General features: G+C 65.5%; 13 protein-coding genes. 7 read left to right on the top strand and 6 right to left on the bottom strand.

From position 1 onward, the window contains the following. The first annotated feature begins 78 nt into the window (after positions 1–78). From DIR46_RS19715 to DIR46_RS19705, 3 genes are all read left to right on the top strand, one after another. Positions 79–1,749 (top strand): methyl-accepting chemotaxis protein, encoded by a 1,671-nt coding sequence (locus DIR46_RS19715; RefSeq protein WP_109346760.1) that lies wholly within the window; start codon positions 79–81, stop codon positions 1,747–1,749. Between the two features lie 269 nt (positions 1,750–2,018). Then, positions 2,019–3,704, top strand: a complete 1,686-nt coding sequence (locus DIR46_RS19710; RefSeq protein WP_109346759.1) for a methyl-accepting chemotaxis protein — start codon at positions 2,019–2,021, stop codon at positions 3,702–3,704. 121 nt (positions 3,705–3,825) lie between these two features. Beyond that, positions 3,826–5,316, top strand: a complete 1,491-nt coding sequence (locus DIR46_RS19705) for a right-handed parallel beta-helix repeat-containing protein (protein ID WP_109346758.1) — start codon at positions 3,826–3,828, stop codon at positions 5,314–5,316. A 51-nt stretch (positions 5,317–5,367) separates the two neighbouring features. Here the strand turns inward: DIR46_RS19705 and DIR46_RS19700 are convergent, their stop codons facing one another. From DIR46_RS19700 to edd, 3 genes are read right to left on the bottom strand one after another with little or no spacing between them, the layout of a single operon-like run. Then, entirely contained in the window at positions 5,368–5,940 is a 573-nt protein-coding gene (locus tag DIR46_RS19700) for a Rhs element Vgr protein (RefSeq protein WP_205289008.1), read from the bottom strand. 15 nt (positions 5,941–5,955) lie between these two features. Then, complete coding sequence (eda, locus tag DIR46_RS19695; protein ID WP_109346757.1) at positions 5,956–6,579, bottom strand: bifunctional 4-hydroxy-2-oxoglutarate aldolase/2-dehydro-3-deoxy-phosphogluconate aldolase; 624 nt, start codon at positions 6,577–6,579, stop codon at positions 5,956–5,958. An 8-nt stretch (positions 6,580–6,587) separates the two neighbouring features. Further along, positions 6,588–8,507 (bottom strand): phosphogluconate dehydratase, encoded by a 1,920-nt coding sequence (gene edd, locus DIR46_RS19690; protein WP_109346756.1) that lies wholly within the window; start codon positions 8,505–8,507, stop codon positions 6,588–6,590. Positions 8,508–8,736: 229 nt separating this feature from the next. Here edd and pgi point away from each other — a divergent pair, with 229 nt between their 5' ends. From pgi to DIR46_RS19675, 3 genes are all read left to right on the top strand, one after another. Beyond that, positions 8,737–10,392, top strand: coding sequence for a glucose-6-phosphate isomerase (gene pgi, locus DIR46_RS19685; RefSeq protein ID WP_109346755.1), 1,656 nt, complete (start codon positions 8,737–8,739; stop codon positions 10,390–10,392). Between the two features lie 18 nt (positions 10,393–10,410). Next, positions 10,411–11,307 carry an SMP-30/gluconolactonase/LRE family protein gene (locus DIR46_RS19680; RefSeq protein ID WP_229446321.1) on the top strand — a complete coding sequence of 299 codons (897 nt, stop codon included), beginning with the start codon at positions 10,411–10,413 and terminating at the stop codon, positions 11,305–11,307. Positions 11,308–11,388: 81 nt separating this feature from the next. After that, positions 11,389–12,486, top strand: a complete 1,098-nt coding sequence (locus DIR46_RS19675) for an extracellular catalytic domain type 1 short-chain-length polyhydroxyalkanoate depolymerase (protein WP_109346753.1) — start codon at positions 11,389–11,391, stop codon at positions 12,484–12,486. Positions 12,487–12,496: 10 nt separating this feature from the next. Here the strand turns inward: DIR46_RS19675 and DIR46_RS19670 are convergent, their stop codons facing one another. Further along, entirely contained in the window at positions 12,497–13,027 is a 531-nt protein-coding gene (locus tag DIR46_RS19670) for a cytochrome b (RefSeq protein ID WP_109346752.1), read from the bottom strand. Then, positions 13,024–14,097: a catalase family peroxidase gene (locus DIR46_RS19665; protein WP_109346751.1), complete on the bottom strand. Its 1,074-nt coding sequence runs from the start codon at positions 14,095–14,097 to the stop codon at positions 13,024–13,026. The genes DIR46_RS19670 and DIR46_RS19665 overlap by 4 nt, the downstream gene beginning before the upstream one ends. Before the next feature lie 130 nt (positions 14,098–14,227). Here DIR46_RS19665 and DIR46_RS19660 point away from each other — a divergent pair, with 130 nt between their 5' ends. Beyond that, positions 14,228–14,614: a response regulator gene (locus DIR46_RS19660; RefSeq protein ID WP_109346750.1), complete on the top strand. Its 387-nt coding sequence runs from the start codon at positions 14,228–14,230 to the stop codon at positions 14,612–14,614. Here the strand turns inward: DIR46_RS19660 and DIR46_RS19655 are convergent. After that, a complete protein-coding gene (locus DIR46_RS19655; protein WP_109348080.1) occupies positions 14,580–16,067 on the bottom strand; it encodes a methyl-accepting chemotaxis protein in 1,488 nt (495 codons plus the stop codon). The genes DIR46_RS19660 and DIR46_RS19655 overlap by 35 nt on opposite strands. Positions 16,068–16,464 lie beyond the last annotated feature (397 nt).

Here is a 16,464-nt window from a genome sequence, read left to right as displayed (position 1 = left end):
ATGAGATAACGCTCTCCTAACGTTACATCCTGCGATTTTACAAGTCACAAGGCCCTCTCGTCCTCGGAACTGGAAACCATGAAAATCAAAGATCTGAATATCGGCGTTCGCCTCGGCGGCGCCTTCGCCGTCATCCTCGCCATGATGGTCGTCATGCTGGGCACCGCCCTCTGGCAGCTGAACCATATCACCACCGCCAAGGAAGAGATGGCGTCGGCCACCGAGAAGGCCAAGCTGGCCCAGGAAATGCGCGCCGGCATCACCACCAACGCCGTCAGCACGGTGGCGAAAATCCGGGCCATCGACCCGGCCGACGAGAAGTCCTACGAAGAAGGCATGAAGGCGATCAGCAAGCGCGCCGGCGAGCTGCAGAAAATCTTCGAGGAAGTGATCGTCAGCGCCGACGGCAAGGTGCTGCTGACCGCGCTGGTCGAACAGCGCGCCAAGTACAGCGCGGTGCGCAACCAGGCCTACAAGATGAAGACCGAACTCGGCGCCGGTAATCCGGAGCTGCTGGCCTTCCTCGACACCAAGGTCATGCCCGAGATGCGCGCCTATACCGAAGCCGCCGGCAAGCTGGCCGACTTCCAGGAAAAGCTGGCCGCTGACGCCAATGCCAGCATCGACGCCATCAGCGTCTCGGTGCAGCGCAGCCTGACCGTGATCGGCGTCGCCGCGGTCGCCATCGGCGCCCTGTTCGGCTGGCTGCTCACCCGCAGCATTACCCAGCCGCTGGCGCGCGCCGTCGGCCTGGCCCAGCAAGTGGCCTCGGGCGACCTGACCGCCGACATCCACGTCGATTCGCGCGACGAAGTCGGCACCCTGACGGCCGCGCTCAAGACCATGAACGAAAGCCTGCTCAAGACCGTCACCGCGGTGCGCGCCGGCACCGAGAATATCGTCACCGCATCGCAGGAGATCGCCTCGGGCAACCTGGACCTGTCGGCGCGCACCGAGCAGCAGGCCGGCTCGCTGGAAGAAACGGCTTCGTCGATGGAAGAACTGACCGGCACCGTGCGCCAGAACGCCGACAACGCGCGCCAGGCGAATGTCCTGGCCAAGAACGCGTCGCAGATCGCCTCGCACGGCGGCGAAGTGGTGTCGCAGGTGGTGTCGACCATGGCCTCGATCAACGAGTCGTCGAAGAAGATCGGCGACATCATCGCCGTCATCGACGGCATCGCCTTCCAGACCAACATCCTGGCGCTCAACGCCGCCGTCGAGGCGGCGCGCGCCGGCGAGCAGGGCCGCGGCTTCGCCGTGGTGGCGAGCGAAGTACGCAGCCTGGCGCAGCGCTCGGCCGGTGCGGCCAAGGAGATCCGCGGCCTGATCACCGACTCGGTGGCCAAGGTCGACGCCGGCGGCCGCCTGGTCGACCAGGCCGGCACGACGATGCAGGAAATCGTCGAAGGCATCACCCGCGTGACCGACATCATGTCCGAGATCGCCTCGGCCAGCGCCGAGCAGACCGTCGGCATCGAGCAGGTCAACGAAGCCATCACCCAGATGGACAGCGTGACCCAGCAGAATGCCGCGCTGGTGGAAGAAGCGGCCGCCGCCGCCGGCTCGCTGCAGGAACAGGCGGCAGCGCTGGCGCAGATCGTGAGCGTGTTCAAGGTCGGCGACGAGAATGCGGTCCGCGGCGCCCGCCGCGCACCAGGCGGCCACGCGCTGGTGGTGCGCACGCCGGCCCCGCGCCGCGTCGAGCGCGCCATGCGGGAAGAAGTGGAAGAAGACGCGGTCGTCTGACCCGCCTCGGACTGTCGCGACTGTCGCGGCGACGCGCTATCCGTGGTCGCCGCGCAAATAAGCGATATCAATTGCTTACCGCCTCATATCTTTCTGCTATTTTTCTGTTCCCTGTCAGCAACAAGCGTGGAAATTTGTGGACTCCTGGTAGTCCACGCCCCGCGATCCATGCTTATCCTTGACGTAGAGCAATGAAATCTCACGAAATGTCACATCCGTGACCTCGTATGGGATGGTCGGCCACCTCGTCATTCGAACAGGAGACAACAATGAAAATCAGCGACCTCAAGATCGGAATCCGCCTTGGCGGCGCATTCGCCGCCGTCCTCGCCCTCGTGGCCGTCATGCTCGTCAGCGCGCTGTGGCAACTCAACCGCATCGCCGAGGCCAAGACCGTGATGGCGGACGCTGCGCTCAGCGTCAACCTTGCCCAGCAGTGGCTGCGCGGCATCGAGGGCAATGCCGTGCGCACCCGCGCCAAGGCCGCCAGCGCCGATGCGGCCGAGGAGGCGCACTACGATGCCGAAATGAAGAAGACCAGCGCCGGCGTCAGCGCCACCCAGAAGCGGCTCGAGGCAATGGTCGGCACCGGCCAGGGCAAGGCGCTGATGGAAGCCGTCGCCAGCCAGCGCAGCCGCTACATCGGCTTGCGCGACGAGGGTTTCAAGCGCAAGGCGGCGCTGGGCGCCGGGCATCCGGACGTCCAGTCCTTCTTCCGCGACCAGGTGATGCCCGAAGTCGGCAAATACGTCGCGTCGGTCCAGGCGGTCGTCGCCTATGAAGAGTCGCTGTCGGCCGAGGCGCAAGCCAATATCGACGCACTCAATGCCTCGGCCAGGCAGGTCCTGACGGCGCTCGGCGTGAGCGCGCTCGCGATCGGCGCCGTGTTCGGCTGGCTGCTCACCCGCAGCATCACGGTGCCGCTGGGCCACGCGGTAGGGCTGGCCCGGCAGGTCGCGGCGGGCGACCTGACCGCCCGCATCGACGTGGCTTCGCGCGATGAGGTCGGCCAACTCCTCGCGGCGCTCAAGACCATGAACGACAGCCTGCTCAAGACCGTCAGCGCGGTGCGCGCCGGCACCGAGACCATCGTCACGGCCTCGCAGCAGATCGCCACCGGCAACCTCGACCTGTCGTCGCGCACCGAGGAGCAGGCCAGTTCGCTGGAAGAAACGGCTTCGTCGATGGAAGAACTGACCGGCACCGTGCGCCAGAACGCCGACAACGCGCGCCAGGCCAACGTGCTGGCCAGGAACGCGTCGCAGATCGCCTCGCACGGCGGCGAAGTGGTGTCGCAGGTGGTGTCGACCATGGCCTCGATCAACGAATCGTCGAAGAAGATCGGCGACATCATCGCCGTCATCGACGGCATCGCCTTCCAGACCAATATCCTGGCGCTCAACGCGGCCGTCGAGGCGGCGCGCGCCGGCGAGCAGGGCCGCGGCTTCGCCGTGGTGGCGAGCGAAGTGCGCAGCCTGGCGCAGCGCTCGGCCGGTGCGGCCAAGGAGATCCGCGGCCTGATCACCGATTCGGTGGCCAAGGTCGACGCCGGCGGCCGCCTGGTCGACCAGGCCGGCACGACGATGCAGGAAATCGTCGAAGGCATCACCCGCGTGACCGACATCATGTCCGAGATCGCCTCGGCCAGCACCGAGCAGACCGTCGGCATCGAGCAGATCAACGAAGCCATCGCCCAGATGGACAGCGTGACCCAGCAGAACGCGGCACTGGTGGAAGAAGCCGCGGCGGCCGCCGCCTCGCTCGAAGACCAGGCGGCCACGCTGGCGCGCCTGGTGAGCGCGTTCAAGGTTGACGGCGCCCAGCGCCATGCTGCACGGAGCGCAGCGCCGGCGGCGGTGGGCCAGGCGCTGGCGGTGCGCGGGTCATCCGGTCACGCCAGGCCAGGATTCCACCGAACGAAAGATAACGAAACCATCGAATCCGTTCTTACTTAACATTGTTTATTACGTAGTTCGCTAAATATCCTTTCGAAAGTTGATTCGAAACACAGAAACAGGTTGATTCAACGACTTCCGGTGATTAGTATTTACGCACCTTCACTCACCGGAGACACCTTTGAAACACTTCGAAGCCTTCCTCAAAATGACGGCCCCCGCTGCCGCCGCCTGCCTGCTGGTCTCGACGCAACTGGCGCATGCCGCCGTCATCACCGTTGCGCCGGGCCAGTCGATCCAGACCGCGGTCAATGCCGCCGTCGCCGGCGATACGGTACGTGTGCTGCCGGGTACCTACACGCAGAAAGTCCTGGTTTCAGGAAAGTCCGGCACTGCCGGCGCCCCCATCCTGATCAAGGCCGATCCGGGCGTCGTCCTGCGCGGCGGCAGCGGAGTGACACCTTCGGGTCGCCAGGGCCTGATCACGATCCGCAACTCGAATTACGTGCGCGTCGAAGGCTTCGAGGTCACCGCGTTCACGACCGGCAGCGCGAGCGCGTCGCCGGTCGGCATCCTGGTCGAAGGGAACGGGAGCAACCTGCAGATCGTCAATAACAAGATCCATGGCATCAAGCATACGAGCACCTGCACGGAGGACGATGGGGAAGCATGCTGGGTCGGCGCCCATGGCCTGGCCGTGTTCGGCACCAACGCCACCGGCATCACCGACCTGCTCGTGCAAGGCAACGAGGTCTATCAGAACGTGCTGCAGTCCAGCGAGGCGCTGGTACTCAACGGGAATATCGACCGTTTCGAAGTCCTGGATAACTACGTGCACGACAATAACAATATCGGACTCGATTTCATCGGCTTCGAGGGCGAGTGCGATTGCGGCGACAAGGACCGCGCGCGCAACGGCATCGTGAAGAACAACCGCGCGGTGAACAACTCGAGCAAGACCAATCCCTGGTATATGGGCGTGGGCTCGGCAGCCGGCTTCTACGTCGATGGCGGCCGCTACATCGTCTTCGACGGCAACATCTCGACCGGCAACGATCTCGGTTTCGAGTTCGCCAGCGAACACGCCGGCAAGGCGACCGAGGACATCGTGATGTCGAATAACGTCGTCTACAAGAACCGCGAAGTGGGGCTGACGGTCGGCGGCTACGATGCGAGCGTCGGCGCGGCACTCCGCATCCATGTGCACAATAACTCGTTCTACAAGAACCAGGGCTGGGGCACCGAGATCGTGTTCCAGCACAAGGTCATCGACTCGCGCTTCAGCAACAACGTCTTCTTTGGGACGGGCCCCGCGGCCGGCAACTATGCGAATTACGGCAGCGGCCATAGCGGCAACGTGTGGGGAACCAACCTGTGGTGGGGCACGAACGCCAGCGGCGGCAGCCTGCCGGGCGTGCGCGTGCTTGCCGATCCGCGCTTCATCGCGCCGGACAGCGGCAACCTGAACCTGCAGGCGACCTCGCCCGCCATCGGTGTCGGCGCAACGAGCGTGGCACTGACGACCTGGACCTCGCCGCTGTGGAGCCGCTACTATGCCGGCGGCGCCATTCCCGTCAACGGCGTCACCGACATCAACGGGCAGGCCCGCATCGAAGGCACGATCGACCTCGGCGCCGACGAATACGGCTCCGCGCCGGCGGCGAAAAAGTAGTGGGCCCTGGGGGCGGCCAGCGCGCCGCCTCCTGAACCACCGGATTCCACTTCACAGCCAGGCCGGCCTCGTTCTTGCCGCCAGCCAGCGCGCCGGCCCACGGTGCAAGCTGGCCGGGTCCCGGGGATCGGCCAGGAACGCGGACAGCACCCGCTCGAACAGGCCGAGGCTGTCGCAATAGCGCTGCTGGCGCATGGCGCATGGCTTCTTGAGGAATTTCAGGACGAAGTAGTCGGCCAGCAGGTCGCCCTGGGCTTCCATATTGTAGTCGGCCAGGGTGGCGTCTTCGTGCAGGGTGTAGCCGTAGGACAGGCCGATGCGGAAGGCCCCGCGCAACCGTACCGGATAGCCCAGCTGGTGCTGCCAGACATGCACCATCTCGTGCATGAACCAGTGGATCGCGGGCGGATCGCCGCGCGCGTAGTCGGGCAGGAAGCAGGAACGGTGAAAATACATGCTGCCGTTCGGCGTCATCGCGCAGTTGCGCGGCTGGAACGGCATGTAGCGCCGGTTGTACACGCGTACCCGGCGGTAGTCGATGGCGTCGCCGAACAGCAGCGACGCCATCGCCGTCTCGCCCTCGCTCAGGGGGCGAAAACGGGAAGAAAGGCGCGATCGCAGCATGCGATCCTTCTCTCCTTAACCAGCGCGCAGCGCCGCCGCGGCCTTGGCCAGCTCGGTGATGTGCGCCCAGTCGCCTGCGGCGATGGCGTCCTTCGGGGTCAGCCACGAGCCGCCCACGCAGGCCACGTTCTTGCAGGCCAGGAATTTCGGCGCGCTCTCGATCGAGATGCCGCCGGTCGGGCAGAAGGTCACGTCCGGCAGCGGACCGCCGATGGCGTTGAGCATGCCGACGCCACCCGCCGGCACCGCCGGGAACAGCTTCAGCTGCCTGAATCCCTGCTCGCGCGCCGCCATCACTTCGGATGGCGTCATCACGCCCGGCAGCAGCGGCAGGCCGCTCGACTTGGCCGCGTCGATCAGCGCCTGGGTCAGGCCCGGCGAGACGCCGAACACGGCGCCGGCGTCGCGCGAGGCGGCGAATTCTTCCGGCTGGGTGAGCGTGCCGACGCCGACGATAGCGCCTTCAACCTGGCTCATGGCGCGGATCGCGCCCAGGCCGTGCTCGGTGCGCAGGGTCACTTCCAGCACGCGGATGCCGCCTGCAACGAGAGCTCGGGCAAGTGGCACGGCATGGTCGGGGTCGTCGATGGCGATGACGGGGATGACGCTCGCCGAGCGCATGATTTCAAGTAGTGTCATTGATTGGCTCACTTGTTCGTCCTGAAAAGATGGTCTTCGTCGGAGCCGGGGATGATCTCGCCGGCGTCAATGCCGTCGTGCAGCGGCACGACGGTCTGTTTCGGCGACGGCAGCGGGAAGGTGGCGGCACCCTCCTCCGCCGCGCTGATCGAGTTGCGGAACATGGAGAACAGTTCGCGGCCCATGCCGATGTGGCTCGAGGTCAGGTCTGCAGTGGCCTGTTTACGCTGGGCCCAGACGTCCGCCGGCACCAGTGCTTCCATGATGCCGGTATTGGCGTCGACACGGATCATGTCGCCGTCACGCACCAGGCCCAGCGGGCCGCCGGCCAGGATCTCGGGCGACACGTGGATCGCCGCCGGCACCTTGCCGGACGCGCCCGACATGCGGCCGTCGGTGACCATCGCCACCTTGTAGCCGGCATCCTGCAGATTGGCCAGCGCCGGGGTCAGCGCGTGCAGTTCCGGCATGCCGTTGGCGCGCGGGCCCTGGAAGCGGACCACGGCCACGAAGTCGCGGTTCAGCTTGCCGTCTTTGTAGGCGTGCATGAAGTCTTCCTGCGAATCGAAAGTCAGCGCCGGCGCTTCCACCGCGTAGTGTTCTTTCTTGACCGCCGAGACCTTCATCACCGCGCGGCCCAGGTTGCCTTTCACCAGCACCATGCCGCCGTTGTTGTTGAACGGGTTGGTGGCCGGACGCAGCACGTTCTCGTCGCCGCTCACTGCGGTGGCGTCGCGGAACACGACCTTGCCGTCTTCGCCCAGGAACGGCTCCTTGCAGTGGTTGCGCAAGCCGCGGCCGAGGATGGTGTTGACGTCGTCATGCGCCAGGCCGGCGTCGAGCAGTTCGCGGATCACGAAGCCCGGGCCGCCCGCGGCCTGGAAGTGATTGACGTCGGCATCGCCGTTCGGATAGATGCGGGTCAGCAGCGGCACCACTTTCGACATCTCGTCGAAATCGTTCCAGTCGATCACGATGCCGGCCGCGCGCGCGATCGCCACCAGGTGCAGCGTGTGGTTGGTCGAGCCGCCGGTGGCGTGCAGCGCGGCGATGGCGTTGACGATGCTTTTCTCGTCGACGATGTGGCCTATCGGCATGTAGTCGCCGCCCTGCTGCGAGATCGCGACCGCGCGATGGGCCGCGGCGGCGGTGAGCGCGTCGCGCAGCGGCGTGCCCGGCGTGATGAAGGCCGAGCCCGGCAGGTGCAGGCCCATGACTTCCATCAGCATCTGGTTGCTGTTGGCGGTGCCGTAGAAGGTACAGGTGCCGGCGCCGTGGTACGAAGCCGACTCGCCTTCGAGCAGTTCTTCGCGGGTGGCCTCGCCCTTGGCGTAGCGCTGGCGGATCGCGGCTTTCTCCTTGTTGGAGATGCCGGTGGTCATCGGGCCGCCCGGCACGAAGATGCCCGGGATGTGGCCGAAGTGCAGCGCGCCGATGAGCAGGCCCGGCACGATCTTGTCGCAGATGCCCAGGTACAGGGCCGCGTCGAACATATTGTGCGACAGGCCGACCGCGGTCGCCATGGCGATGGCGTCGCGCGAGAACAGCGACAGTTCCATGCCCGGCTGGCCCTGCGTCACGCCATCGCACATGGCCGGCACGCCGCTGGCGAACTGGGCCACGGCGCCGACTTCGCGCACGGCTTCCTTGATCACTTTCGGGAAATATTCGAACGGCTGGTGTGCCGACAGCATGTCGTTATAGGAAGAAACGATGGCGACCGACGGTTCCTTGTATTCGCGCAGTTTCAGCTTGTCGTTGGCCGGGAAGGCGGCGAAGCCGTGGGCCAGATTGGTGCACGACAGGGCGCCGCGCTGGACGCCCTTGATGCGCGCCGCCTCGAGATGTTCGAGATAGGCTGCGCGCGAGCGCTTGCTGCGCGCGATGATGCGGTTGGTGACCTGTTCTACTACGGGGTGGAGCGCCATGTTCGTTCCTTCCTGAATTTAGTATCTGAAATTTTACTACAGATCGGTACGCCGCGCGCATTTCCGACCTGCTTCGCTATGAGGAGGGAACCGTCGGGCGGCGCCGGATGGTGGGGGAAAGCATCCACCCAGTTGGGCGTACGCCATTTTTTGTAGTGAATTTACGCGCAGATGCTTGTATTATTCGATAATCCATTATTGCCAACATTGTGCCACGCACCCCGACCCCATGCGCCAGCCTCCTTTGACCAGTACCGCCAGCTTCCAAGCCCTCGCCCAACACGCCGACGTCGCCAAGTCGTGGCAGATGCGCGACCTGTTTGCCGAGGATCCCGACCGCTTCGAGCGCTTCTCCGACGAGGCCGCAGGCCTGTTCCTAGACTATTCAAAAAATCGCCTCGACGGGCGCACGCTTGAACTGCTCGTCGGGCTGGCGCGCGAGCGCGGCCTCGAGGCGCGCCGCGATGCGATGTTTGCCGGCGAAAAGATCAACAACACCGAGAACCGCGCGGTGCTGCACACCGCCCTGCGCGCGCCGCGCGGCGCGACCCTGGTGGTCGACGGCCAGGAAGTCAATGCCGACATCCACGCCGTGCTCGACCGTGTGAAAACCTTCACCGACGCCGTGCGCAGCGGCGACTGGCTGGGCCATACCGGCAAGCCGATCACGGATATCGTGAACATCGGCATCGGCGGCTCGGACCTCGGCCCCAAGATGGTCGTGCTGGCCCTGCGCCACTACGCCCATCCGCGCCTGCGCATGCACTTCGTGTCGAACGTCGACGGCCACGACATGGATGCGGCGCTGGCCCAGGTCGATCCCGAAACCACGCTGTTCATCGTGGCTTCCAAGACCTTCACCACGGCCGAAACCATGATGAACGCGCAGACCGCGCGCGCCTGGTTCCTGCAGCATGCGCCTGCTCAGTTGGCAGAACAGGCTCTGGCCAGGCACTTCGTCGCCGTCTCGACGAATACCGAAGCAATCAAGACCTTCGGCATCGACCCGGCGAACATGTTCCCGTTCTGGGACTGGGTCGGCGGCCGCTATTCGGTGTGGTCGGCGATCGGCCTGCCGGTCGCGCTGGCCGTGGGTTTTGGCTACTTCAAGGACTTCCTGGCCGGCGCGCACGAGCTGGATGAACACTTCTGCAGCGCCCCGCTCGAGCAGAACCTGCCGACGCTGCTGGCCCTGGTCGGCTTCTGGAACCGCCAGTTCCTCGACTGCGCCTCGGTGTCGATCGCGCCTTACCACCAGGACCTGAACCGCTTCCCGGCCTACCTGCAGCAGCTCGACATGGAAAGCAACGGCAAGCGCGTGACCCGCGACGGCCAGCCGGTCGACACCCCAACCTGCCCGGCGATCTGGGGCGAGTGCGGCACCAATGGCCAGCACGCTTATTTCCAGCTGCTGCACCAGGGCACCGACGTGACGCCGATGGATTTCATCGCCGCCCTGCGTCCGGCCCACGAGATGGACAACCACCACACCGCCCTGCTGGCCAATTGCTTCGCCCAGTCCGAAGCCTTCATGAAGGGCAAGACGGCGGACGAGGTGCGCGCCGACCTGCAGGCGCAAGGCCTGGCGGCGGAAGAAATCGACCGTCTCACGCCGCACAAGACCTTCCCGGGCAACCGTCCAAGCAACACCATCCTGATGGAGCGCCTGACGCCATCGACGCTGGGCGCCCTGATCGCGCTGTACGAGCACAAGACCTTCGTGCAGGGCGTGCTGTGGGATGTCAACAGCTTCGACCAGTGGGGCGTTGAGTTGGGTAAAGTGCTGGCGAAGAAAATCGAAGCCGAGCTGGCGGGCGAGCCGGCGCCTGGCCAGCACGACAGCTCCACGAACGGCCTGATCGCCCGCGCCAGGGCGGCCTTCTGAACCCTTCATCATCACACTATGGCAACGGAAAAATTTGAAGTAGTACACGATGCGCCGATGCTGGTCGGCGAGTCCGCGATCTGGCACGAAGTCGAATCGGCGCTCTACTGGGTCGACATCGAAGGCTTGACCGTCAACCGCCTGCACGCGGCGAGCGGCAAGTTCACCTCGTGGAAGATGGGGTCGAACCCCTCGGCGCTGGCGATCGACGACAACAACTTCCTGGTCGTGGCCACCCGCCACGGCCTGCTGCGCCTGAACACCACCGACGGTTCGGAACAGCCGATCGCCGACGCGCCCTACGATCCCTCCAGGGTGCGCTTCAACGACGGCCGGGTCGATCCACAGGGCCGGTTCTGGATCGGCACCATGTACGAGCCGCGCGACCAGCCGGCCGCCGAGATGTACGTGCTGGACAAGGATCGATTGCGGCGCGCCTGGAGCGGCGGCATGACCAACTCGAACGGCCTGGCCTGGAGCCTGGACGGCCGCACGATGTACCACGCCGACACCACCACGCACCGCATCGACTGCTACGACTTCGACCCGGCCCTTGGTGAGCAGAGCAACCGCCGCACCATCGTGACCTTCCCGAGCGACAAGTCGGCCGCGGACTACGGCGGCCGTCCTGACGGCGCCACGATGGATTCCGAGGGCATGTACTGGGTGGCGATGTTCGAAGGTGCGCGCATCCTGCGCATCGCGCCAAATGGCGAGATCGTGCGCGAGATCAAGCTACCGGTGAAGTGCCCGACCTCGGTCGCCTTCGGCGGGCCGGATCTGCGCACCCTGTACATCACCAGCGCCAGCCATGGCAGGTCGAAGGAAGAACTGGAACAGTATCCGCTCAGCGGCAAGGTGCTGTGCCTCAAGATGGACGTGGCGGGACGCGAAGAGCCGGAATACCGCGCCTAGTTGCGGGTGGCGTGAGCCAGCGCACCGAAGAAGTCCGCCTCCGCGGTTATATTGCACTGCAACATAACCGCGGAGGCGGCAGTGGCAAAATCTACCCCGACTACCCGCTTGCTGCGCGACCTGACGCGCGCCGCCGGATCGCAACGCAAGCTGGTTGCCAAGCTCTTCGATATCTATGGCGCGACGCCGAGCGCGCGGGCCAATGCCAGGCCACCCAGGCCGGCGCGGCAGAAAACGGCGCCCCAGGCACAAGCGCGCCTGCCAGCTGCGTCGGGACGATGGTTCGAGGGGCATCACCTACTCCCGTACTGGCTGTATCTTCCGCGACGAACTCCCGAGCACGCCGCCCAAGCCGGCTGGCCGCTGGTCGTCATGCTGCACGGCTGCCATCAAACCGCGTCTGAATTCGCGCAAGGCACGCGCATGAACCGGCTGGCGCAGGCCAAGGGTTACGCAGTGCTGTATCCACAACAACCGGTGAGCGCGCAGGCGCAGCGCTGCTGGCGCTGGTTCAACCGAGCCGCCCAGGAAGGCCGCGGCGAGACCGGCGCGCTGGCGGCGCTCATCGACCACGTGTGCGCACAGCACCGCATCGACCGCCACCGCATCTATGCGTGCGGCCTGTCGGCCGGCGCCGGCATGGCCGCCGTGCTGGCCCTGAACCATCCCGAACTGATCGCGGCCATCGGCATGCATTCCGGGCCCATGTTCGGCGCGTGTCACACGCAGCTCGGCGCCTTGCACGTGATGCATCGCGGCGCCGGGGCGCAGGCCGATGCAGCCATCCACACCCTGCTCGATCGCCACGCCCTGGGGTCGCCCGGGACACCGGGCAGGTCGCTGCCACCGATGCCGGCGCTGCTGATCCACGGCGAAGACGACCCGGTGGTCAATCACGTCAACCAGCAGCAGCTGGCGCGCCAGTGGCTGCGCCTGAATGGCATTCCTCTCGCCACGGCCAGCCGCGTCACCGTGAAACCGGCAGGACGCGGCGGCGCCAGCAATGCGCACGAGATCCACGATTTCACGGTGCGCCGCAAGGTCATGGTGCGCGTGGTGCGCATTGCCGGCCTGCGGCATGCATGGAGCGGCGGCGATCCGGCGCTCAGGTTCAATGCCAGGGCCAGGCCGGATGCGAGCCGCATGATGCTGGCGTTCTTCGGCGCGCACCGGCGCTGATACCGGAAGCTTACTTCCCCCTTGCCATCTGGCTGAACACCCCGTCGCGCCTCACCCACGCATGGAACAGCGCCGCGCCAAGATGGGCGAGTATGGTGAAGAACAACATATAGGCCAGCACACCGTGCAACGGACGCAGGAAGCCGTACATGACCGGACTATGCGGCAGGATCGGTGGCAGGTTGACACCAGCGAACAACTCGACCGGATAGGCGCCGGCCGACAGCATGGCCCAGCCGACGATCGGCATCGCGAACATCAGCGCATACAGCAGCCAGTGCGAGGCCTTGGCCGCCCATGCCTGGAGGCGCGGCAGGTCCGGCGGCAACGGCGGTGGCGGATGACGCAGCCGGTTGACCAGGCGCACGATCGCCAGCAGCAGGATCGCCAGCCCGAGCGGACGATGCAGGTCGAGCAGCGCCTCGCGGTAACGCAGCGACACCACCATGGCGGCGCCGATGAACAGCATGGCGAGGATCGCGGCGGCCATTGACCAGTGCAGCACGCGGGCCAGCAGGTTGAAGTGAGGTGGACGATTCATTGCGCGCTCCCGTTGTCGGCGTGGGCCTGGCCGCTGCTGATTTCACGTTCGCGGCGGTTGAACGAGACCGAATAGACCGCCGAACGCGCATGCAGGACCGGATCATTCGTCGCCACGATCCCCGTCGGCAGGATCAGCGGATCGAAGTTCAGGTCGAAACACGGTCCACCGGCCTGCGCTTCGGCGCGCACCAGGGTCAGGGTGCCGACCGTGGTCTCGGGCCGGGTATCGGGCCAGGCTTGCGAGGGGTCCTCGATCGGGTCGCCCGGCGCCGCGAACTGCATCACCAGATCCCATTGCAGGGGGCCCGCCGCCAGGCGCCGGTCGAGATCCTCGCCCAGGAAATCGCGGCTGGCGCTCTTGAGCCGCTCCGGGTCGCTTGCCACGAACGGTGCATGCGGCCGCATCGACCAGCGCACGGCGCGCTCCCTGCCCTCGGCGTCGACCAGGCGGAAGGCGTTGACGCCATTGAAGCGCGTGTTGGCCAGGCTGTCCGGGGTCGGCGCGCTCTTCGACCATTCCATGAATTTGGCGATCTCGGGATGTTTCGCCAGCACCGCCTTCATCTTTTCCGGGTCCGGCTTGCCGGTGGCCGGGTCGGGCAGGCGCGCGACGTTCAGCGCCTGGAAGCCTTCCGGCGTGGACGATGCGAAGAACGGGAAGCTGTTCATCGCCATGCGCCACTCCTGCCCGTCATCCGTCTTGAGCTGCAGCGCCATGCCGCGCACGGCTGCCTTGCTGTCGTGCGCGTGCGGATCGTTGCCTGGATTGGAAAAACGGCCCAGCACCGGCGTCGATGGCTGCGAGAAAACGCGCGCCGTCGACAGCTTGGCCGCGGCCGGCGCCGGGACAAAAGCCCCGGCGACGCAGATGCCCTTGCTGTGGGCGCGGCGGAAACCCGGCTGCGGGGAACCGGATGCTTCGGCCGTGTCGGCCATGGCCTGGGGGGTCACGCCCCGACCTCCAAACCAGCCTCCGGCCCAGGCGAACGCCAGCGCCAGGAGCGCGACGACAAGGAGAATCGGGAGCAGCAGGAGCGCAGAGCCCCGGCGCGGATCGGGTGTGGACATCGGATTGCCTTTTCGTTAGCAGGTGTTGAAGACGTCGTGCCTTGGCACGCGGCCGTATTGTCGCATGATGAGCAGGGGTGACGCAGCGCGAAACGCGCGTGCGGATTAATAAAATTGCTACAATTCAGGCATGAGAAAAAAAGTTCTCCTCATTGATGATCAAGTGCTGGACGTCGCATTGACCAGGCAGGCGCTGCACGACTGCAGCATCGAGCATGAGATCATTGCCGCTTTCGATGGCTTCGAGGGCCTGACGCAACTCGGGTCGCAACGCTTCGACGTGGTGATCCTCGACCTCAAGATGCCCAGGGTCGACGGCTTCGAAGTCCTGGCGCAGATGCGCCTGCAATCCGGCTTGTCGGACACGCCGGTGATCGTTGTCTCCAATTCAGGACTCGTGGCCGACCGCGATCGCGCCGCAACCCTGGGAGCGGTCGAATACGTGCAAAAATCCCTGGACTACACGGAGTTCAGGAACGACATCAAGGACGCGCTCGGCCGGCACGGGTTCTGCTGACGTCGGCGTCCGGTGCGCCCGGTGCGCCCATCATCCGCGCCGAGTCATAACCGATCCGCACGGCGCCCCAGTGCTTGCCCTGGAATACGATCGGCATCGACAGGTCATTGATCACTTCCCCCGTATCGCGCAGATAGGTCTGCAGCAGGAAAGGCTCGCGGTTCCTGGCAAGCCGGATCCCCACCGGATCGTCGAAGATCCGTTTATTGCGGCAATACACGAGGTCATGCTCGCGCAGCCCGGTGGACGGCCGCGAGAACCTGGTGTTGTGGGTCGGCGCGTAGCCCCGGTTGTCGACCGCCAGCGCGTACGCCGCGCCCGGCAGGTCGGTCAGCACGCGGTCGAACAGCTGCTGCAGGTCGCGCTCCACCGCGCGGTCGTACGAGGTCGTGAAACGCGGCGGATCGGACTGCGGGATCATGCAATACTGCTGGTCGAAGATGTTCACGCCGCTGGCCGCGTGCGCCTCGAGGCAGGCGCTCACCTGGTCGCGCAGCGCGGTGGTGGCGTCCACCAGCGCATCGAAGGCCGTGCCGCCGGTACGGAAGCCCGCCAGCACGCCCTGCAACTCTTCGGTGGCCACCCGCACCTCGTCCACCCGGCGCGAAGCATCCTGCATCGTGGCTTCGGCGCTGGAGGCGTTCTGCGCCACCTCTTCCACCTTCGCATTGATCTGCTGGTTGACGCCGTCGAGCGACTGCATCGCCGCCGCCATCTGCTCGACGGTGGCGGTCATGCGCTCGAAATCGGCGACGAAAGCCGTCAGGTGACTGGCCGCGCTGCCGGCCTCGCGCGCCGACACGTTCACGCCGTCGAGGATGCCGGCGGTGGCGCCGGAGGTCGCGCTCACCAGCTCGCGCATCGCGCCGCTGGCGGTCGCGATCTTGACCGCCTCGGCATTGACCACCTGCGACAGGCGCCGCACTTCGGAGGCGACCACCGCGAAGCCGCGCCCGGCCGGGCCGGCGCGCGCCGCCTCGATCGCGGCATTGATCGCCAGCAGATTGGTCTGGTTGGCCACGTTCTCGATCACGGTGCCGAACTCGCCGATCTCGCGCAGGTGGCCAACCAGCAAGGTCACGGTGTCGGAGAACCCCTGCACCTGTTCCTCGATGTGGCGCATGCGCCGCTCGAGGCTCGCCAGTTCTTCCATCGATTCGCGCGCCGCCGCCAGATTGCGCTGGGCGGTGTCGGCGATGCGCACCGTGCCGGCATTGACGTCGGCCGACAGCTCGGCCACTTCACGCGCGCTGGCCGCCAGCGCATCGGCCGCCCCGTGCTGGCGCGCCGCCTGGGCCTGCGCCTGGTCGACTTCCTTGCGCAGGCGCGCGGCATTGATCGCCGTGCGGATGCTGCCGTCGCGCGCCGAGACCACCAGCGTGCGCACGCTCCCCGTTACGCCATGCCCGGCGGCCGGCACCATGGCCCGCACCCTGCGCAACAGCGTTTTCATCCAGATCTTCATGTCTCCTCCGTCGCCATTGTCGTGATGGTGAGTATTTATCTATGGAAACTATAGGCGGAATCCCTCACGATGTCATTCAGACCTTACACCTGACACACTTTTCGTCGCTTTCGCACCACCGATTCCCCGCCGTGCCGAAATAAATTCACAGGCAACCTTGTTTGGAAATATAGAATTCCTGGATTTTTCTTCGAAACCTTAACGATATGCTACACATCAAGGTCAGCAATCACGACGGCCATATGCTTTGCCGGCATGAATGAGGAACTTGATCGATGAGTATCGATAATTATATTTTCTTTTAAAAACATATACTTAAATATATAAATAAAGAAAATTCACACTCCGGAATTTTTTTCCACTGAAATCCCTCCGAATATCCGAT

It is taken from the genome of Massilia oculi (genome assembly GCF_003143515.1).
In the GTDB taxonomy this organism is placed as follows: domain Bacteria; phylum Pseudomonadota; class Gammaproteobacteria; order Burkholderiales; family Burkholderiaceae_D; genus Telluria; species Telluria oculi.
This window is presented reverse-complemented; position numbering and strand designations above follow the sequence as displayed.